Source organism: Cytobacillus oceanisediminis 2691 (genome assembly GCF_007678455.1).
Taxonomy (GTDB): domain Bacteria; phylum Bacillota; class Bacilli; order Bacillales; family Cytobacillaceae; genus Mesobacillus; species Mesobacillus oceanisediminis_A.
In genome coordinates this window covers 17,795-39,350 of sequence record NZ_VEEP01000015.1, presented here as the reverse complement: position 1 = coordinate 39,350, position 21,556 = coordinate 17,795, and the positions used below count along the sequence as shown (strand labels likewise).

The following is a 21,556-nucleotide window of genomic DNA, read 5'->3' as shown; positions in this document are numbered from 1 at the left end:
GGCTCATGTCTTCTATTAATAGAAGCATGATAATTTATTGTTTGTTGACGCTTGTTTGTTTAGTTTTCAAAGAGCAAATTGTGTGCGCCGCTCAGAAGCGACTTTAATAATTTATCACATCACAGCGTTGAATGTCAACAGCTTTTTGATTTTATTTTTTCATCACCAAAATGTTGTTAACCTGTTCGCGACTGTTTCTATATACTATCACCCGACATGCGCAGAGTCAATACGATTATACCTTGAAATAATTGGGAAAAGTTTCGATTGTTCACTTTCCTTCTGTATATAAAAACAGCTGATCTCCATCCGGGAGACCAGCTGTTTATTTACCTTATTTAGATATCGTAATGATATTCTCGTCTTTCACATCCACATTACCCTCTTTGTTGATGACAATGCTTTCGCCTTCAGATAGATTAGTGAATACGATTGGAGTAATGATAGACGTTGCGTTTTCCTTGATGTAATCAAGATCCACCTTCAATAACGGCTGTCCTTTTGTGACAGTGTCATTTTCAGAAACAAGTGTTTCGAACCCTTGTCCCTTCAGATTAACCGTATCGATACCCACATGAATAAGGATCTCCCGTCCAGAGTCAGAGAGGATTCCGATTGCATGCTTTGTTGGGAAAAGGTTTACGATCTTTCCGTCTACCGGTGAAACAATTGTACCTTCAGCAGGTACGATTGCAAAACCGTCACCCATCATTTTTCCAGAGAATACCTGGTCAGGGACTTCTGTAATTGGTTTTATCTCCCCTTTAATAGGAGAAACGAATGTTTCAGCTGCGGAATCTGCATCATGATGAGTCTGCAATGCTTCCGGATTCACTTCTTCAATTTGCTGCTCAACCTCTGTTGCCTGGTTCGTTTCTACAGGACGAGGTCTTTTACCGCTCATGATGTCCTTCATCTGACCTTTAATAGTCTCTGAACGCGGTCCGAAAATTGCCTGGATGTTGTTGCCGACTTCAAGGACTCCAGCAGCACCCAGCTTTTTCAAGCGATCTTTATCGACGCTGCCAATATCATTAACTGATACACGAAGTCGTGTGATACATGCATCAAGGTGAGCGATGTTTTCTTTACCGCCCATTGCATCAAGGACTTCATATGGAAGGTCACTAACTTGTCCCTTCACTCCGCCTTCTTCCCCATCTTCTTCAACTGCTTCACGGCCTGGTGTCATCAGGTTGAACTTACGAATTGCGAAACGGAACCCGAAGTAGTAGATGACCGCGAAGACTAGGCCTACAGGGATTACAATCCATGCGTTTGTCTGCGGGTTGATCAATCCAAACAGAATGTAGTCAATAAGACCACCAGAGAAAGTCATACCGATTTTTACATTTAATAGATGCATTGTCATGAATGATAGACCAGCAAAAATGGCGTGTACTCCGAAAAGCACTGGTGCTACGAACAAGAATGAGAACTCAAGTGGTTCTGTAATACCTGTTAAGAATGAAGTCAGGGCAGCAGAAACCATTAGACCGCCGACTACCACTTTTCTTTCAGGACGTGCTTCATGATAAATAGCCAATGCTGCAGCTGGAAGACCGAACATCATGAACGGGAATTTACCTGTCATGAATGTACCTGCAGTAAGATTTTGTACGTTATCTGCAATTTGGGCCATGAAGATACGCTGGTCCCCGCGAACAACTTCTCCAGCTTGAGTAGTGTACTGACCAAATTCATACCAGAATGGTGAATAGAAGATATGGTGCAGACCGAAAGGAATTAATGAACGTTCAACCACACCAAAGATAAATGCTGATAAAGTCAAGTTTGCGTGAACCATGTTTTGCGAGAATGCATTCAGGCCGTTTTGGATTGGAGGCCAGATAACCATCATTACCAATCCAAGCAGGATGGCTGTTCCGGCAGTGATAATCGGGACGAAACGCTTACCTGCAAAGAAACCAAGGTAAGAAGGCAATTCGATTTCAAAGAACTTATTGTAAAGAGCTGCGGCAATTATACCCACGATGATACCACCGAACACCCCTGTCTGAAGTGTTGGGACACCCAAGATATTTGCGTAGTTCAGTCCGTTGACATCTTCTGGAGTAATGCCTAAGACAGTACCCATTGTCACGTTCATGATCAGGTATCCGATAATCGCAGCAAGACCGGCAACACCCTCACCGCCCGCTAAACCAACAGCTACACCAACCGCGAATAACAGCGGAAGGTTTCCGAAGACAATATCTCCGGCTTTTTGCATGACAGCAGCAACCAGATCGACGCCGCCGTTATTTAAAAATGGAGCAAGCTCTAACAAAGCAGGGTTTCTAAGCGCAGCACCAAGTGCAAGCAGAATACCCGCTGCCGGAAGTAGTGCAACCGGAAGCATCAGCGCTTTACCTACTTTTTGAAGAACACCAAAAGCTTTCTTAAACATAGGAAGACCTCCTGAAATTTTTTCTCTTAAAGCGGTTACAAACATTAAAAAAACAAATAAAAAAGGCATGAGTAAGGTGTATCGAAAAGAAGCATACGGATATAGTACCCATAAAACTCCATTTCAATTACATTCTTTACTCATGCCTGATCGAATCAGTAACACGTAAGATATAACTGCTTATTTAACTTTTTTCTGAAGCCTTTGCAGATGCATCGTCAGATACACGGCTTCGGCATCGAATACTTGTTTTTTCAAGGTCTGCTGCATCACTTTAATGAGTTTCCACGAAAGATTGTAACACAGAGGGTATTCCTCTTTCAAGAGGGTTGCAAATTTTTCCGGTTCTTCTACTTTTTCTCCGTTATTGACCCTCTCGATGGTAAAACGTATGTGGCGGACAAGCCTCATATAGTCTATGTCTTCTTTATCGATTTCGACATCCAGGTTTTCTTCAATCATTTGTACTAGTTTTGTCACAAGCTGTGAGTGTTTGTTCACATCAGACAGATTGCGATTCATGATGGCGCTATGGATATGGAGGGCAACAAAACCGATTTCTCCATCAGGAAGTTCAATTCCGGATCGATCCTTGATAAGCTGAACCACTTCTTTAGCAATCTCAAATTCCATTGGATATAGTGTCTTTGTTTCCACCAAAAATGGATTTTTGAACTCCATCCCCTTTGAAATCCTTGTTACTGCAAACATCAAGTGGTCCGTCAAGGCGACATGGATGTGTTCATTCAGCTGGCCAGCTGTCCGTTTCTTGATTAATTCAATGGAAGATATGATTGCTTCGTGCAGGTCATTTTCAACAAAAGGCAAAAGCTTGATGTAGTTTGCCTGCTCTTTTTCATCCTTGAGGACAAACATTTTCTCCGCCTGGCCCTCTTCGATCAGGTCTCCCTTTTTCCGGTTGAAGCCAATTCCCTTGCCAATCATGATGACTTCCCCGAATGTTGGATGGTCAGCAATCAATACATTATTGTTCAAGCCTTTTTTCACTTCGATTCTGTCCATGCCGTTTCCCCGTTTCAGCTTGTTCTATGGGAATATCGTATATAAGGAGAATTTAGAAGTCAATCTGAAGTGTTTACCTGGCAGTCTTCAAATTTTGCCAAAAAAAGATCCAGCGGCATCCGCTGGACCGAAATGTCTATTCTGTTAAAAACACAAAGTATAGAACGAAGATGACGAAGAACAGGTACATAATCGGATGGACATCTTTTGATTTCCCCTTCACGAGCATGGTGATTGGATAAAAGATGAATCCTGCCGCAATCCCAGTTGCGATGCTGGATGACAATGGCATCGCAATCATTGTAAGGAATGATGGTACTGCGATTTCAAAGCGGCCCCATTCGATTTTCCCAAGTGAAGAAACCATCAGTACACCAACGATGATCAATGCTGGTGCTGTTACGGCTGAAGTGACCACTGAAAGCAGCGGGAAAAAGAATAGCGATAACAGGAAGAATCCTGCTGTTACTAAAGAAGCAAATCCGCTTCGCGCTCCTGAAGCTACACCTGCAGATGATTCAATATACGATGTTGTTGTCGATGTTCCGAAGATGGAACCAACAAGGGATGCGATTGAATCTGCAAATAGCGCACGTCCTGCGCGAGGCAGCTTGTTTTCTTTCATTAAGCCTGCCTGATTGGCAACTGCAACCAGTGTACCTGCATTATCAAAGAAATCGACGAACAGGAAAGTCAAAATGATACCGAGCATGGTCGATGTGTAGAAAGATGGATCGCCGAATGCCGTGAAAACAGCTCCAAAGGTTGGCGCTACGCTTGGTACTGCACCAACTACTTTTTCAGGTGTTTCAATAAGATTAAAAACCATACCAACGATGACGCTGATGATAATGCCGAAGAATACCGCACCGTGAATGCCTCTTGTCAGCATGATGACGGTGATTAACAATCCGAAAAGCGCAAGCAATGTGTTGGCGTTTGTCAGGTCGCCTAACCCAACGAGCGTTGCCGGATTATCGACGATGATACCTGCATTCTTCAATCCGATAAAGGTGATGAACAATCCAATCCCTGCTCCGACTGCGTGCTTTAGTTCAACTGGGATGGCATTGATCAATTTTTCACGCCAGCCTGTAATCGTTAGCAGCAGGAAGAATACACTTGAGATAAACACTGCTGCAAGCGCATGCTGCCATGGTGCACCGTGGCTTAGAACAACTGTGTAAGCAAAGAAGGCATTCAAGCCCATACCCGGCGCCAGGGCAATTGGGTATTTTCCGATCAAACCCATAATGATGGAGCCAATCGCCGCTGCAAGAGCTGTTGCCACGAATACAGCACCAGCATCCATTCTCAATGCTTCCGGAAGATCCTTTATGTCTGACAGTGTGAGTACATTAGGATTTACAATCAGGATATACGCCATTGCAAGGAACGTGGTCATTCCGCCAATGAATTCGCGGCGATAATTCGTGCCAAGCTTATCAAACTCGAAATATTTCTTCATTTTTTCTTTTCCCCCTGAATAGTTTCAGGAAATAAGGCCAAAAAGAAAACGCCACGGGTTACCGGGCGTTGACTAAAGGCAATAGCAGAAATGATGGCCAGGCAATACATTGAAAGTATGACAGATTGCCAGCCATGATTTATTTACCTCGTAGTCAAGCCATTTACGGTAGCTCGGTAGAAACTTCTGGGCCATATCCCCAAGATTATACGACGAATTATGACAAATTATTAAGTTCGGTTTTATTCTAACAGGACTTTTGCCCTGAGTCAATAAAAAACGAACATTTTCATGTCCGTTTTTAAAAATCGTTCGTATTTTATTCCCATTCAATAGTTGCAGGCGGTTTGCTGGTGATATCATAAACGACGCGGTTGACGTGATCGACTTCGTTGACGATCCTTGTGGAGATTATCTCAAGGACATCCCAAGGAATCCTTGCCCAATCGGACGTCATTCCATCAATGGATGTTACTGCACGGATGCCAATTGTGTAATCATATGTCCTCGCATCCCCCATGACACCTACGCTGCGAATATCCGGAAGGACGGTGAAATACTGCCAGATTTCACGATCAAGGCCCGCCTTCTTGATTTCGTCCCGAAGAATGGCGTCCGACTCACGGACAATCTCCAATTTTTCTTCTGAAATGGCCCCAAGAACACGAATGCCGAGTCCAGGTCCAGGGAATGGCTGACGCCAGACGATTTCATCAGGAATGCCAAGCTCGGTGCCAAGCGCACGGACTTCATCCTTGAACAATGTGTTCAATGGCTCGATCAAACTGAACTGCATATCCTCAGGCAGCCCGCCGACATTGTGGTGGGACTTGATTGTCTGTGCCGTTGCAGTGCCGCTTTCGATAATATCGGTATACAATGTTCCCTGTGCCAGGAATTCAATGCCCTTAAGCTTTTCCGCTTCATCATCGAAAACATAGATGAACTCGTTTCCGATGATTTTACGCTTCTGCTCCGGATCGGATACACCCTCGAGCTTACTGAGGAAACGATCCTTGGCATCCACCTTTATAACGTTCATGTTGAAGCCATCAGCAAAAGTCTTCATGACACCTTCTGCTTCATCTTTGCGCAATAATCCATGATCAACGAAAATACATGTCAGCTGATCGCCAATCGCCTTATGGATCAATACGGCCACAACTGAGGAATCAACACCGCCGCTCAATGCGCATAGAACCTTCTTGTCTCCTACCTGCTGGCGGATTTTCTCCATTTCGATTTCAATGAAGTTTTCCATCGACCAGTTGCCTTCGCATCCGCACACCTTGAAGACAAAGTTCTTCAACAGGTCATTCCCATACATGGAGTGGCGAACCTCAGGGTGGAATTGGACCGCGTAAAGCTTACGGCTCTCGTCACTCATTGCTGCAATCGGGCAGGATGGATTGACTCCATCTACAGAAAATCCTGGCGGTGACATGGTGACGAGGTCGCCATGGCTCATCCAGACAACCTGTTCACCCGGAGTCCCTTCGAATAATGTGTTCTGGTTATGGAGAGTCAGCAGGGCTTTTCCGTATTCACGGTTCTTTGCCTTCTCGACCTTCCCGCCGAAATGCATTGTCATAAGCTGCATTCCGTAGCAGATGCCCAAAATCGGCAAGCCCAGCTCGAAAATCTCTTCATCACATCGGAAGGCTCCCTCATCATAAACAGAGTTCGGCCCTCCTGAAAAAATGATTCCCTTTGGGTTCATTTCCTTGATTTCAGCCGCTGTAATCGTGTGCGGATGAAGCTCACTGTAGACGCCAAACTCCCTGATCCGTCTTGTGATCAGCTGGTTATACTGGCTGCCAAAGTCTAATACTATAATCATTTCCTGGTCTTGCAGCTCGTTTTTCATAAATTCACCTCATTTAAAATAGACGCGGTACTTCCATTAGATGGTTATGTAAGTAGTATGGCTTGTTACGCATAAAAAAAGCCAGAATCCTGCCATCCAAAAATAATAGGAAAGCAGAATTCCAGCCCGTTACGAACAAAAAGAAGCCTGCCTTCATAGTCAAATCATTTCCGGTGATTTGGTAGATACTTTCGATCCATATTATCGAGGATATATGAAGGTTGATTCTATATAGTTGCACACATTGTATCAGTATAATATTTTAACGGTCAAGCCCCAGATTTCCGAATCATGTTTTCCCAGTGCTTTTTCACGTCCTGCCACATCTCTTCATTCAATTCGCCGCGATAGAGATATTCTTCATACTTGGAGGTGAGTCTTCTCATATCGCTTGTCGAGAAAAATGAATCCACATAATAGGCGTAATCACGCAATGTCTGGCCATCCTCCCGCCTAAGCCCGTATCGTCCAAGCTGCTTCAACAGGGCAATATAGGCTTTCTCCAGGTACTTGTTTTGCTTTTTATACTTATAGAGAAGGATATACAGTGCCGGAAGCCATTTCCCGCGAAGCCTGTACATGATCGCAGCGAACATAGCAAGAACCAGCATTGTCAGCAGAATTTTCCAGAAATTATCCTTCAGGAACGCACCGGCATTTTTCAGACCTTCTGAAAAGGAAACCTCAGGCTTGCCAACCTGTGCCTGTTCTTCCGGCAGTTCCGGCTTCTTTGGCGCCTCTGGTGCCGTTACGTTTTCATCCTTTTCCTCTGTAGTGGATTCAGTGTTGTTGTCGTTGTTGTATTCGAACTGGACATTATTTGAAAATCCTTGAGTCGGTTCGAATGGAACCCAGCCGACACCGGGAAAATATCCCTCCACCCAGGAGTGGGCGTTATTATTTGTGACCTCGTAAAGCCGGCGGCCGCTATCAAGAGTATCGATATAATCCCCTTCGGTATAGCCTTTTACCCAGCGGGCTGGAATGCCAACAGAACGCATCATGACAACCATCGATGTGGAAAAATTGTCGCAATAGCCCCGCTGTGTATCGAACAGGAACTGATCGACATAGTCCTGGTCATCAGCCGGGACAGCAACATCCGTTTGATCGTAGACAAATTCGTTCGAACGGAAGTATTTTTCAATTGCCTGGGCTTTTTCAAGCCACGTCTGTTTATCCTTCGTAATTTCCTCAGCCAGGTTCACAACCCGCTCTGGAAGCGCTTCTGGCACCTGTGTGTATTTTGCCAGGAAAGCCGCATTCTCCTCTCCTGCAATATCCTCTTTCCCAGCCGCCTTGAGCTTGTCGACACTGTAGACAGGATAATCGAATGTGAGTGAGTACGGGCCGAATGACCCTGATTGTCCATCAGGAAGGGAAGTAATTTTCTCTGTCTCGGGATCGAGCATGAACTGCAATGACGAGTAACCTGCAGAAGCCTTCACTTGTTTCACCCCGAGCGGATAGACAAGGTGTGGGTACCCGATTTTCGGAATGACCCTGCTGTTACGCTCTTCTGTTTTCACACCCGCATCGAAAGGCTGCAGCGGAATTGCCTGTTCTGGTAAAAATTCAACTGGTGTTGCCGCTTCGGATTTTTCTGTGATCCATCCTTTTCCCGTATAGACATCTTTCGTTTCGATCCTCCAGTAATGCCGTCCATCTGCTTCTGAGGTAAAAACAACCCGGTCGTCACCGATGAATGGTCCGCCAAGAGCTGAATCATCTGTTCCATAGCCAACCTTCTTAACGCCGCCGCTGCCTTCCCCGGAATCCTGGTTATAGGAGGTAATGAATGGGACAGGGTCCGGCCAGATCGGGTCAGCTTTAGGAGCAGCATAGCCGATCCCCACACTTAAAACAATCATCGCCACCAAAGGAACCATCCATTTTTTCACGCTGTTGAGGTTCTTCTTCACCACTTCCTTGTCAGCAATCCGGTGGTACGACAGCATTCCCAGCACAGCAAAACCGGCAATGACTGTCCGGACAATCGCCGCATCTGCTTCATATGGAGTGAACGTGTCAAGAACCGTGATGTAAACTAACGTCATGAAGAAAAACACAAAAATCTGTTTTCGGTTGATCAGCCAATATTGAATCAGATAAGCCATCAGCCAGAGCAGAGTAAAGAATAACAATGTCCGAAATACATTAGAAATCTCTGTCCAGTCCGCATTCACTATATAAATGGCATTCGACATCGCCTCGGTGAAAAGCTCGGTGAACCATTTCAAACTGAAAAATGTTCCTTCATAATACATGAAGTGGACTGAGTATAAGATGATGATGATTTTCACGAGTGCTCCCGGAATCACCGGCATGTTGAAGTACGACATCATCAGCGAGACAAATACAAAGCCAAGGAAGACACTCAAATGGCCTGTATCAGTCAGTTCCTTTAATGGCCTCAGCCATTCCCATAACAGCAAAAAGCTGAAGATATACAGCAAGAAGAAGGCTGCATCTTTTTTCGGCTTAGCGATTGTCATCCCTTGTTCACCTCCGAGAAGGCTTCCGGGAACTGGCCGTCATGTACCATGACAAGCCGGATTCCCCTTGCATTTGCCGATGACCTTAAGTTTATTTCTGTTTTTGACGGTGATTCCTGGCTATTTTTAATCAGGAAAATACTGACCGCTCCGTTTCTTTGATTGTAGAACGCCGCTTTTTCAATCAACTCTTTCGTGAGTTGGGCGGTAACCAGCATGATTGAATTGTTCTGCTGCGCTAGGAAGGTTTCTGCTTCCAGAACTCGGTCGAATGGGACCGGACTGCCATCCTGGATTTTGGCAAGATGGTAGAGAAGCTGCTGCTGCTGGCTCTCCCCGCCGCGGGCAGGAAAAGCCACACGCTCATTGCTCGATGTCAGCAGTCCGACCTGGGCCCCTTTGCGCAAAATCGCCCTGAGGACGGAAGCGGTAAACGAAACGATCACTTCAAATCGCGGGTCCGGCGCACAGTCCATCAAAAGTGTCACATTATGTGATTGCCTTTGTTCGAATTCCTTTGTCATGATATCATTTCGCCTTGCTGTCGCTTTCCAGTTGATCCAGGAAAACCGATCCCCCGGCTGGTACTCACGAACACCAATGGCCATCGATGTATCTCGCTGGACACGCTCCTTCGAGGCAGTCATGCCCTGGTCAAAATGGTGTGCGACCGGGCGGTAAACCAAATCCTGATAAGCAGGATAGACAAGAATCCGGTTTTCAGCCGGCAGGATTTTTTCTTTTTCAATCAAGCCGAGCAAATCTCCCGTCTTCAGCTTGATACCTGTCAGGACATGTTCGCCCCGGGGCAGGTTCTCGATCGAGTAGTCGAAGCTGAATACCCGATTGAATCCCGGGAATACCATGGTATTCGCCTGTTGCAGATCCCGGTTCCCGGCAAGCGTCTCTCCTGCCTGTTCTTCGGCGATTGCGTAAAACAGCGGGAATGGGATATTTCTTTCAAGGACGATGCTCGCCCTGAACTTTTCGCCAGCGTTGTACTCCTGTTTTGTGTATACTCTCTCCGCCTTTATTTCTTTTAAAGAATATAAAGCAAGACTCAGTGCATACAGCCCGAATGGCACGAAGCTGTAAAAAAGGAACCAGCTGACAAAACCGCCCTGGAACATCGCATATGAAAAAGTAAGCAGAATCAAGAACAGCAAAACGATCAGCTTCCATATTTCTTTGAACTTTTGAAAATATAGTTTCATACTATTTCACGAGCCTTTGGATCGGCACAGGCACTCTCGCCATCACCCTGTTTACGACATCCTCAGCGGTGACCCCTTCAAACCTTGCCTCTGATTTCAAAATGATCCTGTGGGCGAAGACATAGGGTGCCAGATACTGGACATCATCCGGAATGACATAATCCCTTCCGTATATAAAAGCGTACGCCTGGGACGCCTTCATCAAGGCAATCGATCCACGTGGACTTACGCCAAGGTAGACACTTGAATGGCCGCGCGTCCGGCTTGCCAGTTCTACAATATATCGCTTGAGCGTTTCGTCGACGATGACTTCTTTTATGCTCTGCTGCAGGTCGCGTAAATCTTCAAGCGAGACCACCGGCTGCAAATCCTCGATTGGAAGATTGCGCTGCGCCCTGTCAAGCACTTCCATTTCCTCATCAAGCGCCGGGTAGCCCATTTTCATTTTCAGGAGGAAACGGTCCAGCTGGGCTTCGGGCAGCGGATACGTTCCCTCATAATCAATCGGGTTCTGTGTCGCCATGACAAAAAACGGCTTGTCGAGAATATGCGTTACGCCATCGACCGTAACGCTATGCTCTTCCATTCCTTCAAGCAGAGCTGATTGAGTTTTCGGAGACGTCCTGTTGATTTCATCAGCCAGGATGATGTTGCCCATGATTGGTCCCGGCCTGAACTCAAATTCCATTTCTTTTGGATTATAAATCGAAACGCCTGTCACATCTGAAGGCAGCAGGTCAGGAGTGAACTGGATCCTTCTGAACTTGGCACTGACAGACTTCGCCAGCGCGCGGACCATCATCGTCTTGCCGACACCCGGCACGTCCTCAAGCAGCACATGTCCTCCAGCGAGCAGCGCAATAAGGCTTAACTCCGCCACGTTCCGCTTGCCTGTCATCACCTTATCGATATTACCCAGAATTCGATCAACCGTTGGATTCATCTGGTCCCTCATTGAAATTTCCCCCTTATATCTATTTATCTACGAAAATACGTTTTATTTTTATTTCCAATAAGTCTATATTCTCTATTTTTCTGTCAAAATCCTGTAATTGCTGTGATGAAAATATTTCTGCTTTGCGATAGACGTGAATTCGTAAAAGAAAGTTTCATAAAAAGAGAAAACGGCCTTCAATTGAGAGGCCGTCAACATTTCATCTATTTATCTATTTAGCTTGCAGCCTTTGGAATCGCACCCATGCCCTCGAGAATGATCCTCGCGTCTGTGTTCAAATACGATTCGATATCGCTCCGCAAAAACAGCAGCGAGTGATCCTTGATGACTACCTTCAAACCTCGCAAGTCAAATTTGGATGCATAGTTGTTCACAGCATTAATGACTGCCATGTCCTTCCTGGTTAGCGGCTGTTGGCCGGCTTCCATGCGTTTTGTCAAAAATTCAAGCAACTCTCTGGCATTCGACTTTAAATGGCTGCGGTTCTCATTAAGGATTTCAATGTTCTCTTCCATATACAATCTCGCAGCAGCAAAATCCAATTCCTCGACACGATTGTTGATCCTGGCAATCAAATCCAAAACGTGCATCACTTTCTCCTCCTGATGTTAAAAACTCTGCTTATCTTCTATATCGGACGGCAACTCCGCCACTCCATCATTTATGTGAAAATTAGTCATTAAGACACAGCATAGATAATGGCAGTAGGCAGAACAGGCTATTAAAAGAATTTCATTCCTGTAAATAAGAAACAGCTGGCCCATGCCAGCCGCCCCCTTTGTTTATCTGTGAATCTTTCCATTTTCGTCAACATAGATCGATTCAACGATCGTCCGTTCGAATGGTTTCCCTTTACTGTCAACTCCGGTGACTTCTGTTGTCAGGTTGTAAACGCCAGGCTGGTCAAAATCCCCATCGGCGATTTTGCCTGCTTTAACACCTTTACCTGCTTCTTTGAGTTTCTTTTCATTGTCATGGTCAAATTTGATCCAGTTTGTTTTATAAGAAGCTTTCATCTTCTGGCTTTGGTCTTTTTTCAATTCAATACTAAGCGGGCTATTGATACCAACTACCATCAAGTAGGCAGCGCCCGGCCCGTTTACCTTCCACATCCCAGCCTTTGGCCGATCGACTTCAAACAGGTGGACCCATGCTCCTTTGAAGAAATCACTGCTGTCCTGCTCGATTTTCATCACGCTGTATTCTTTGCCATCAGGACCTTTCAGCTTGAGTGATGGCAGCTTTTTTTCACTCAGAAAAGCCATCTGGAAACGCTCTGCCCCTTCCTCAATGATGAAGCGGTCATTGATGGCTTTTTCCGATTTCCCGCCTCGGACAATCTGGGTTGTATCAGGCTCCGCCACTGCTTCTTCTGGTGAAAATGTACCGGCAGCGGCTGGCTGTGCTGACATTGTATATGGTTTGAATACTGAAAATGTATATGAGCCTTCCCGGACTGTTGTATGGTTCCAGGCTCCTTCCCGGACGATGGTTCCGCCTGGCAAGCGGGAGCTGGAGACTGTCACAACACCATCATTCGAGCCATAACTGCTTAAATAAAGCCCACCCCAGTACAATGCACTGCCAAAAGAGCCCCATTTATAGCCGCCCAGTGTGTAATAACGGTTCTTGGCTGCATTCGCGTGATTATCGGTAATGCTGCGGAAATAACTCATATTTCCAGTCTGCAGTGACCGTGTAGCATCATTATTGCTTCCAAGCAATGCCGCAAGCCACCAGGCAGAACTGCTGTGAGCCAGGTCTGACAGCTGGGTGCCATGATGCGGCGCGGAGAGGGTGATGACATTTGAAACATACTGGTGGGCGCCATAGTGGACGAGCGCAGTCTGTGTGTCAACCCCGCCTTTACTGTGGCCGACCACGACCAGCTTCTTATTGCCGAAATGCTCATAAATTTGCTTTAGCTTTCCGGCCAGCATCGCTCCATTTTCCCACATGTCCTTTTCGGGGTATAAATCGATAAATGCTGTCTGATAGCCATTGGCCAGTGCAGTCTCATACATATCATTGCCGTCCCACCACACGGAGGCCGAACTGTTATATCCATGAATGAAGACGATCGGCGATTTAGCCGGATCAATCCAGGAAGGATCTGCCCCCAGATACCATGTGCCTGGAACCCCGGAGGAACCCCCGCCCAGATCACCTGCTTTAGCGGCAACAGGAACCATCAACAATAAAACCATTAATAATGACATAATCCTTTTGCTCCTTCTCAAACTTTACCCCTCCTCCTTTTTACACACATCATTTAAAAATATTAAAAAGCATGTTGGATTAGAAGGGTACTTTGCTTCATTTTGATTGGGAAGATAGTATTATCTCACTTCTTGAACAAGAAGAACCCGCCAACCCGGCAGGCTCTCAGACTATTATTCTCCTACAACTTTTGCGTCCTTCAGCAACTCATCTGTCAGCGTGATTCCTTCTTCTTCAGCTGCCTTTTTATTAACGACCAGCTCAAGCTTTTCAGGGTAACCAACCGGGATGTCAGCCGGCTTTTTGCCTTCAAGGATCTCCACTGCCATTTTTCCAGTGGTATAGCCAAGGTCATGATAATCCAGCCCATAGGATGCGAATGCTCCCCGTTTCACTGAATCACCTTCCCCCGCGAACATAGGAATATCTTTATCATTCGCAACAGTGATTACCGACTCAAGCGCCGCAACGACGGTATTATCCTTTGGAATATACAGGACATCTACACGTCCAACCATCGACTCGGCTGCCTGCTTCACTTCAGAACTTGTCGAAATCGTCGATTCAACGGCTTCCAGTCCTTCAGCCTCCAAAGCTTCCTTAGCGTTTTTAACATTCACCACCGAATTGGGTTCACCATTGTTGTAAATAATTCCGACCTTCTTCGCTCCCGGGACGAACTTTTTGATGGCAGCAATGGTATTCTTGATGGCATCAGGATGTGTGTCAGAGGTTCCAGTCGCATTTCCGCCCGGCTTCTCCATTGACTGGACGAGTTCAGCGCCGACAGGATCCGTGATCGCAGTGAACAGAATCGGGATTTCCTTCGTCGCCTGGACTGCTGCCTGGGCACTCGGTGTCGCAATCGCTAAAATCAGGTCACTTTTATCTGAAACAAACTTTTGGGCAATCGACGCATTGTTATTCATGTCACCCTGGGCATTCTGGTAATCGATCTCCAGGTTCTTGCCTTCTTCATAACCGGCATCCTTAAGGGCAGCGATAAATCCTTCCCTCGCAGCATCAAGAGAAGGGTGCTCCACAATCTGGGTAATCCCGATTTTCACCGTCTTTTCCTTCTTCTCTCCGCTCGCCTGGTTACCACCCCCGCCGCACGCGGCAAGCATCAGCATCGCACCACTCAATAAAACAGCCAAACTCTTTTTCATCCTTCATCCTCCCCAAATTCATAAAAATAGTTATGTATCTTCTTGGTGAATGAAAAAGCTGCCAATCCTCCTTAGGAATGTTTTTCTTATTATTTTTAATATTCTGATATTAACACGTGCTAAAATGTCAGACAATAGTAAATTTAAACTTTATTATTATATAAGCAATAATTTTCGGAAGCAATACAAATTCACTTAACTAAAAGGACCCTCATTGATGAGAGTCCTCCTAATATAAAAAGTTATTAATGATCAAGACTGCATATAAATCCAGCCCTGTCGCTGTTTGCGAATCACTTCTGCTGCTCCTGATGGCACTTGGATTGCTCCCTCGACCATATCTTCCATAACATAGCCGTTTTTCGCCATTGAGTTTGCGCAGGCTGCAAATACCACGCCTCGTTCTTGAAGTTTCCGGATACGCTCTTGAAGCTCTGGAGAACTTTTTTCCTTGCTAAGCATATGGATGCCTGCTCCGAAAGCTACCACTTCAATCTCCATTTTGTCCTCACCGATTTCAGAAAGTGAATTTTCAATATTGTTCAAAACTCCAGCCCAAGTGCTTTCATTTGTTCCAGCAGGATCAGAGACCTGCCAGACAACCTGATAATGTCCCTGCGGCGTCGTACTTGGCCGTCCCGTTTCTCCGTCTGTTTTGGCTGCAGCCCAGGAAAGGCCTGTAGTTAAAAGCAATGCTGTCATTACAATAAAGACTATCTTCTCTCGCATGTTGATCTCTCCTATCTAGTAATGGGTATGAATCTTAGTTTTGAATTGTACCGACTCTTTCAGGCACTCCATTCAGTGGCTGGATTTCCCTATTTCCAAAGGCTGGTTCAGGCAGCTTATGAAGTAGCTTAACTCGCCCCAATTCAGGATCCGCCTGATTTTTAGATAAGTATCTTGCCACTACTTCGGTCGCGTCCAGCGGATTGCCGTCAGGACCATTTACTGTCTGAGCATTATCATTGATCTTAAGTCCAGTTCCAATGTCATCCGGCCGGCCTGGATACCAATACCCGGCAACAGTGTACTGTTTGTCCATATCAAGAGGCTGCCAGATTCTTTTCTTTTGATCAAATATCTCAATATTACTTGCTTTACCGAAGGCAGGAGCATATGGATCAAGTTCATAACGAACACCGCTGTATGCCTGGACCCATCCTCCTGTCCATTTGAATGGATCCGGATTTAGTGAGCCGTTCAGGCTCCTCTCTATCTGGTCGTGAAGCTGGCTCCCTGTTATCGTTCCCTTCGCAATGAAAGGGGCCACCGGGATAAAGTGATAAATATCCTCCAGACGGATATCGCCAGTTGCAACGTGGGTCCCATAACGAAAACCCCGGATTGTGCCAATGTCGGCTCCAGCTTCTTTCCGGAACACATCTGCCAGGAAGTTATGAGAAGAACCCTCCACTACACCCGGCATTTCATGATCAGAAAAATTCCCTCGATAGAGAGGTTTTTTTGCCTCACCAATAACTGTATCAATAGGTTTATACAAAATTGTCTTATTTATTGGATTTTCGTGTGAGTGAAACCCTTTGCCTTTCACAAACATGGCTCGTTCCTTTTCGACTAGTTTTGAAGTGCCTTCATCCTCTTTTATGCTTTCGTCGATTTTATGTAATTCATAGCGCCAGCCTGTAATGCCCTCTTCTCCTACCTGGAGATCAAGCTGCCCGACAGCTATTCCATCATGGCTCACCTCGGAAACAAGGGTGCCTGACTTTGTCTCAATCAGCCTAGGAGTCTCTTCATGCATATCCGCTGACAGAAGAACGTCTACCCCAGGATAGCGGTTTGCCAGCTGAAGATTCTTGGCCAGACCGAGCTCAGAAATCATGATGATTAAGTCTACCTTTTCTTTTTCACGCAATTCATGAATCATTTCAGGCAATTCTTCACCTTCCCCAGTAAACCGGAAACCTTTTGTCGTGCTTGTTCCAACAGTTGGTCCGCGTTCACTTGTAAAACCTACAATTCCCACACTAAGACCAGCCCGCTTGATTACCCGGTAAGGCGGAAGGACCCGCTCACCAGCCTTGTCGGCGTATGGCTCGCCCTCGTAATATAGATTTGCCGCGACAGCTCCCCAGCGCCCATTCTCGAAAAGATCAAGATAGCGTTCGGTTCCATAAAGAAAATCCCAGTTTCCAGAAGCATACCCATCAATCCGCCATTTATCTAAAATATCTGTCATTGCCTTGCCCTCAGTATAAAGTGCCTCTGCTCCGCCATGGAGTGTGTCCCCTATGTTAAACAACAGGTTTTGGGAAGATTCTTTTCTAATTTCCTTGATTACCGTTGCAATTCGGGCAAGCCCGCCCACAGTCCCTTCAAAGTTTTCGGTATTAAGGTTTTTCCTGGGTATAAGATGCCCATGAAGGTCTCCAAGCTGCATAAGTGTCACCGATTTGTCAGCGCTTTCATCCCAGCCCGACTGTTGAATATGCTCTTCCCCCTCCAAAGGATTTGCATGTCTATTCTCTTTTAATTCGGTCAGGTTTGCATAAGCTGTATACCCAGTGGTTAAAAAAGCGACTGTTATAATACTTGCGGCCACTTTACGATAAATGGAAGTCTTCAACTTTGTATTTCCCCCTCAAAAATTTAAATATATCAAGCAATCTTCAAGTCGCCATCTCAATTCCCCTTTCAACTTGCTTGTCAGTTCAGGATACTATCAGCGGTATTTAATAAAGTCAACGACGATTCTTAATATTCAGTCTTTTTACCTAATAATTCAGTTATCATTAATTTTATAAAAAAGGCTTTATTTATCAATGTTTTGGTGGTCATTACATTCCTGAAAATAGTTATATTTATCCAGAATAGTTATTAACATGAATATCAGTTTGTAATTGTAAGTTATTCCTGCGAAAAACTTGCTGACTTTACTCCAAAACTAAACGGCCTGCCTGCTATTATCTGGCAGCAAATGAAAATCGGGGCTTTACTGATACAAACGTACATTTTACATTTTTAAAAACCAATTAGTTTGTTTGTCCATTCAAAAAAAAGAAACGAAAATATAATGCTAAGGAATCTAGTAAAAAGGAGTGAATGAAATGTATAGAGAGTACAAGAAGTATCCAATGCCACAGTGGGATTATCCCGAAAAAGACCGCAAAAAATCCAAAAAGAAAGACAAATGCGACAAGAAAGAGGATAAAAAGTGGTATAAGCAGGAGCAGGAACCAGAGCAGATCGCGATTGGCTACATCACTAATGGGGCCATTGCCATCGATGACAGTAATGCATCAGATAACCCAACCAATAGTGCCGTTGCACAGGATTACAGTAATGCTTCTGGCAATCCAGATGACAGTGCTGTTGCACAGGGCCAAAGCAATTCATTGGATGACGGAACGAATAGTTCTGTTTCCCAGGATAAGAGCAGCTCTGCAAACGACACTGATAACAGTGCCCTGGCTCAGGATGACAGCAACGCTTCTGACGATCCATTCGACAGCGCTGTTGCACTGGATGACAGCAAGGCCAAAGAGATTTTTTAAAATGGTTCATTACTAGTAAAAAAAGGAGTGAATTTAGATGTACAAAGATGAAAAAAACAAGTCCCAAAGCTGCAAGCAATTTGCTATTGGCTACATTGAAAATGGAGCCGTTGCATTAAAAGGCAGCAGCGCATCCGACAACCCCGATACAAGTGCCGTTGCTCAAAGGTTCAGTAATGCTTCAGATAACCCGGTAAGCAGTTCTGTTGCTCAAGGAAAGAGCAATGCAGCTGAAAATCCTGTTGATTCTTCAGTTGCACAGGGTAAGAGCAATTCTGCGGATAATACTCTCGATAGTGCTCTTGCTCAAGACGACAGCAATGCATCCGACAATCCTTTCGACAGCTCTGTCGCCCTCGACGACAGCAAGTCCACGGAAGTTTTTTAAAATAAGAAATAACAATCGATCCCCCACAGCCCATGTGCAGTGGGGATCGATTGTGTCATTTCCAGCCGCTGAGAAGTATTAGAAAAAGAGGTGAATTTTATGGATAAATGGACTAAGGAACAAATGAAGAAAGAAATCCTGGAAGAGCTGTCTGGTGAATTAACGAAGAAAATCAGGAAAGAATTCAAAAAGATGATGGCTGAATATCTGGAGCCAAGACTGAAGAAGGAAATCAACAAGAACCTTTCGACTCTCATAGAAACGCATTCAGGTCGGGATTTTAACAGCAAGCTGCAGAACATCTTACAGAACTATCCTCTTCAGCTAAATCTCCATCTTAATTTAAGTCAGCATCAAAACCCTGAACAAATCTCCATCGGCCATGTAGACCATTCTGCGGTTGCTGTAAAACACAGTAACGCAGTCGATGACCCGGTTAATAGCGCTGTTGCTCAGGACCACAGCAACGCTGCAGATGATCCTACTAACAGCAGCATTGCACAGGGCGGAAGCAGTTCAGCAAATGCTCCTACGGATAGTGCACTCGCGCAAAATGACAGCAGTGCCATTGATAATGCGACTGACAGCTCTCTTTCCCAGGAAAACAGCAACTCATCTGATGATCCGGTTGATAGTCAAATTTCTCAGGACCATAGTAAATCTTCCGAAAAAGATGCTGATGCTCCGACTTATTGAGATTATAGAGTCATTATCCCTCTGCGGCATTTTGTTTCTTCCATCCCGCTCCATTCATATTCAAGAGCATCCATTGGGTGCTTTTTTGTTTGTAATCTGGATTTCTTAAGATACATATCTTTTTCAAAAAAACATACATCTCTTGAATGGCAAAATTCGTATATATGCGTTGTTTTAAAACATCCTTTGACCGATTTATACGTTTTTCCGAATTAAAGTTATGGTGCCCGTCATGTGTACGTTCAATGAGTCATAAAAGCGAAATAAATCTTCTAAATCAAAACAAAAGCTTACTTTAAATTTTCAAATATTCGGTATGTGTGTATATTTTTAAGTATTTATTAACTTCCCAATAAGGAGTATGATAGTAATTAAAATAATATTTTCGTATAGAAGGGCATCTTGCGAAAAGGACATCATAAGGAAAGAGGTAATTATATGAATGCAGCATACTCTACATCTACAAGCATGTCTAAAACAAAGACTCTTGTGATTAATGCTCTTTTTATCGCGTTGACCGTGGTAGCAACCATGTTTATCAACATCAAGCTTCCAATCATGGGAAATGGCGGTTTGATCCACCTTGGTAACGTTCCTCTATTCATCGCCGCGTTTGTTTTCGGCAGAAAAACAGGAGCAATTGCAGGAGCTTTCGGAATGGGATTGTTCGACTTGATCTCCGGCTGGGCTGTATGGGCTCCATTCACATTCATCATCGTTGGTTTGATGGGTTATCTGGCAGGCTTGATGGCTGAAAAAATGCCAGGCAAAAAGGTAGTTGTTTATTCGCTCGCAGTGATCGTCGCGATGCTGATCAAGATTGTTGGTTACTATTTTGCAGAAGTCGTCCTTTACGGCAACTGGATCCAGCCATTCGGCTCCATCCCGGGCAACATCATGCAGGTGGTACTCGCAGGATTGATTGTGATTCCTCTTGCAGGACGAATCAAGAAGTTGTTCTAATCAGTAAGATCAGAGTAATAAAGAAATCCCCTATGATTTCATAGGGGATTTCTATTATGTATAAGGTCATGGTATGAAGCTGATTTTGTCGATACCACTTTAAAAATTTGTAGATATTTCTCGGGAAATTGTTGAATTTTGAAAGTGGATCAAACATTTCCGACTTTATTTGCCATAGCGTATCGTCTGGCGATATACAGACAGACACCAGTCCCAATGCTTTTTGTACATTGCTTTATATCGGCTGGCAATATGCGCTTGTGTTTAATAGCATTCTCTTATACTTATAAATACCGCTAATTTATTTCTTGAACAACGAAAATAGCCAGCTCCATTTTCTGTTCCGGATTTCCTCTTCTAAACGTCTGTTAAAATCAATTTGAGAATTCCACTCATTCTTTTGTTCCTCGCGCATTTTCTGCAGCTCTTTTTGCAGGAGTTCACTTCGCTCCCTTTCCTGTTCCAGCAAGTCTTCATATTGGGCATTTTGCTGTTCCAGGATCCTCTCGATTTTCGCATTGGTTCTTTGTGCTGAATTCCCAATACTCGAACTGATCACATGATGATCCTGCTGAAGCTGTGAGACATTCGTTTTCAGCTGGGCCATATCGTTTTTTAGCTGCACATTCATTTCACGCGCCGCTGCCAATTCATTGACAACAAAAAGTAAAACCTCTTTTAACTGATTCGGGTCCTGAGGGAGATTTTCGTATGTATCGTTAAGAGCGATTTCTGTACCGCCCGCTCCTTCCAGCTTCTCTCTTTGCTGTGCCACAAGGTCCTTGGCTGTTTCATCCAGCGGCTTGTCCGTATCGCGTAACGCTACAAGTGCTTGGATATCGGATTGCACGAAAATCCGGCGGTCACCGTCTTTCAAAAACTCGTAACCATTTCGTTCCAAAATCTGGCCATACTTTCGGACAGTAGGCGTCGCAATCCCAATCTCCTCTGCCACTTCCTTCGTTGAGAATGCCTGTTCATTCGCTTGTATATCGTGTCGCATATCGCACATGCACCTCCTATTTACCAATATGCTAGGTTTTAACCGTAATTGCAATAGTCATATCGTCTATATTTATATTCTATCAGAAATACCGCTGTCTGCCATATCGGTTAGTAAGTAATTTTCACCCTATCCATGGCGAATAATGTCGAAAGCCCGGCTCAACA

General features: G+C 44.8%; 17 protein-coding genes and 2 riboswitches. Of the genes, 4 read left to right on the top strand and 13 right to left on the bottom strand.

Annotation, left to right across the window (positions count from 1 at the left end):
• Positions 1-334 precede the first annotated feature (334 nt).
• The 12 genes from ptsG to FS736_RS22205 all read right to left on the bottom strand — a co-directional run bounded on the left by ptsG (position 335) and on the right by FS736_RS22205 (position 17,411).
• Entirely contained in the window at positions 335-2,410 is a 2,076-nt protein-coding gene (gene ptsG, locus FS736_RS22260) for a glucose-specific PTS transporter subunit IIBC (protein ID WP_144481322.1), read from the bottom strand.
• A gap of 180 nt (positions 2,411-2,590) precedes the next feature.
• Positions 2,591-3,433, bottom strand: coding sequence for a glucose PTS transporter transcription antiterminator GlcT (glcT, locus tag FS736_RS22255; RefSeq protein ID WP_144481321.1), 843 nt, complete (start codon positions 3,431-3,433; stop codon positions 2,591-2,593).
• Between the two features lie 136 nt (positions 3,434-3,569).
• Positions 3,570-4,901, bottom strand: coding sequence for an NCS2 family permease (locus FS736_RS22250; RefSeq protein ID WP_144481320.1), 1,332 nt, complete (start codon positions 4,899-4,901; stop codon positions 3,570-3,572).
• Positions 4,902-5,032: 131 nt separating this feature from the next.
• Positions 5,033-5,134, bottom strand: a riboswitch (purine riboswitch).
• 86 nt (positions 5,135-5,220) lie between these two features.
• Positions 5,221-6,768, bottom strand: a complete 1,548-nt coding sequence (guaA, locus tag FS736_RS22245) for a glutamine-hydrolyzing GMP synthase (RefSeq protein ID WP_144481319.1) — start codon at positions 6,766-6,768, stop codon at positions 5,221-5,223.
• Between the two features lie 136 nt (positions 6,769-6,904).
• A riboswitch (purine riboswitch) is annotated at positions 6,905-7,006 on the bottom strand.
• 31 nt (positions 7,007-7,037) lie between these two features.
• Positions 7,038-9,263, bottom strand: a complete 2,226-nt coding sequence (locus FS736_RS22240; protein ID WP_144481318.1) for a transglutaminase TgpA family protein — start codon at positions 9,261-9,263, stop codon at positions 7,038-7,040.
• Positions 9,260-10,477, bottom strand: coding sequence for a DUF58 domain-containing protein (locus FS736_RS22235; protein WP_144481317.1), 1,218 nt, complete (start codon positions 10,475-10,477; stop codon positions 9,260-9,262). The genes FS736_RS22240 and FS736_RS22235 overlap by 4 nt, the downstream gene beginning before the upstream one ends.
• Before the next feature lies 1 nt (position 10,478).
• On the bottom strand, positions 10,479-11,432 hold the full coding sequence (locus FS736_RS22230; RefSeq protein WP_144481316.1) for an AAA family ATPase: 954 nt from the start codon (positions 11,430-11,432) through the stop codon (positions 10,479-10,481).
• Positions 11,433-11,647: 215 nt separating this feature from the next.
• Complete coding sequence (locus tag FS736_RS22225) at positions 11,648-12,022, bottom strand: hypothetical protein (protein WP_144481325.1); 375 nt, start codon at positions 12,020-12,022, stop codon at positions 11,648-11,650.
• 192 nt (positions 12,023-12,214) lie between these two features.
• Positions 12,215-13,651 carry an esterase/lipase family protein gene (locus tag FS736_RS22220; protein WP_144481315.1) on the bottom strand — a complete coding sequence of 479 codons (1,437 nt, stop codon included), beginning with the start codon at positions 13,649-13,651 and terminating at the stop codon, positions 12,215-12,217.
• Between the two features lie 174 nt (positions 13,652-13,825).
• Positions 13,826-14,821, bottom strand: coding sequence for an ABC transporter substrate-binding protein (locus FS736_RS22215; protein WP_144481314.1), 996 nt, complete (start codon positions 14,819-14,821; stop codon positions 13,826-13,828).
• Between the two features lie 252 nt (positions 14,822-15,073).
• Positions 15,074-15,550, bottom strand: a complete 477-nt coding sequence (locus FS736_RS22210) for a DsrE family protein (protein ID WP_144481313.1) — start codon at positions 15,548-15,550, stop codon at positions 15,074-15,076.
• Between the two features lie 34 nt (positions 15,551-15,584).
• Complete coding sequence (locus FS736_RS22205; protein WP_144481312.1) at positions 15,585-17,411, bottom strand: bifunctional metallophosphatase/5'-nucleotidase; 1,827 nt, start codon at positions 17,409-17,411, stop codon at positions 15,585-15,587.
• Between the two features lie 481 nt (positions 17,412-17,892).
• On the opposite strand from FS736_RS22205, the gene FS736_RS22200 reads away from it, so the two are divergent.
• The 4 genes from FS736_RS22200 to FS736_RS22185 all read left to right on the top strand — a co-directional run bounded on the left by FS736_RS22200 (position 17,893) and on the right by FS736_RS22185 (position 20,386).
• Positions 17,893-18,339: a hypothetical protein gene (locus FS736_RS22200; RefSeq protein ID WP_251544855.1), complete on the top strand. Its 447-nt coding sequence runs from the start codon at positions 17,893-17,895 to the stop codon at positions 18,337-18,339.
• A gap of 37 nt (positions 18,340-18,376) precedes the next feature.
• The gene (locus FS736_RS22195) at positions 18,377-18,727 is read left to right on the top strand and encodes a hypothetical protein (protein ID WP_144481311.1); all 351 of its coding nucleotides are present in this window, start codon (positions 18,377-18,379) and stop codon (positions 18,725-18,727) included.
• 99 nt (positions 18,728-18,826) lie between these two features.
• Positions 18,827-19,423: a hypothetical protein gene (locus FS736_RS22190; protein WP_144481310.1), complete on the top strand. Its 597-nt coding sequence runs from the start codon at positions 18,827-18,829 to the stop codon at positions 19,421-19,423.
• 438 nt (positions 19,424-19,861) lie between these two features.
• The gene (locus FS736_RS22185) at positions 19,862-20,386 is read left to right on the top strand and encodes an ECF transporter S component (protein WP_144481309.1); all 525 of its coding nucleotides are present in this window, start codon (positions 19,862-19,864) and stop codon (positions 20,384-20,386) included.
• Between the two features lie 301 nt (positions 20,387-20,687).
• On the opposite strand, the gene FS736_RS22180 is transcribed toward FS736_RS22185, so the two are convergent.
• Positions 20,688-21,389 carry an SH3 domain-containing protein gene (locus FS736_RS22180; protein ID WP_144481308.1) on the bottom strand — a complete coding sequence of 234 codons (702 nt, stop codon included), beginning with the start codon at positions 21,387-21,389 and terminating at the stop codon, positions 20,688-20,690.
• Positions 21,390-21,556 lie beyond the last annotated feature (167 nt).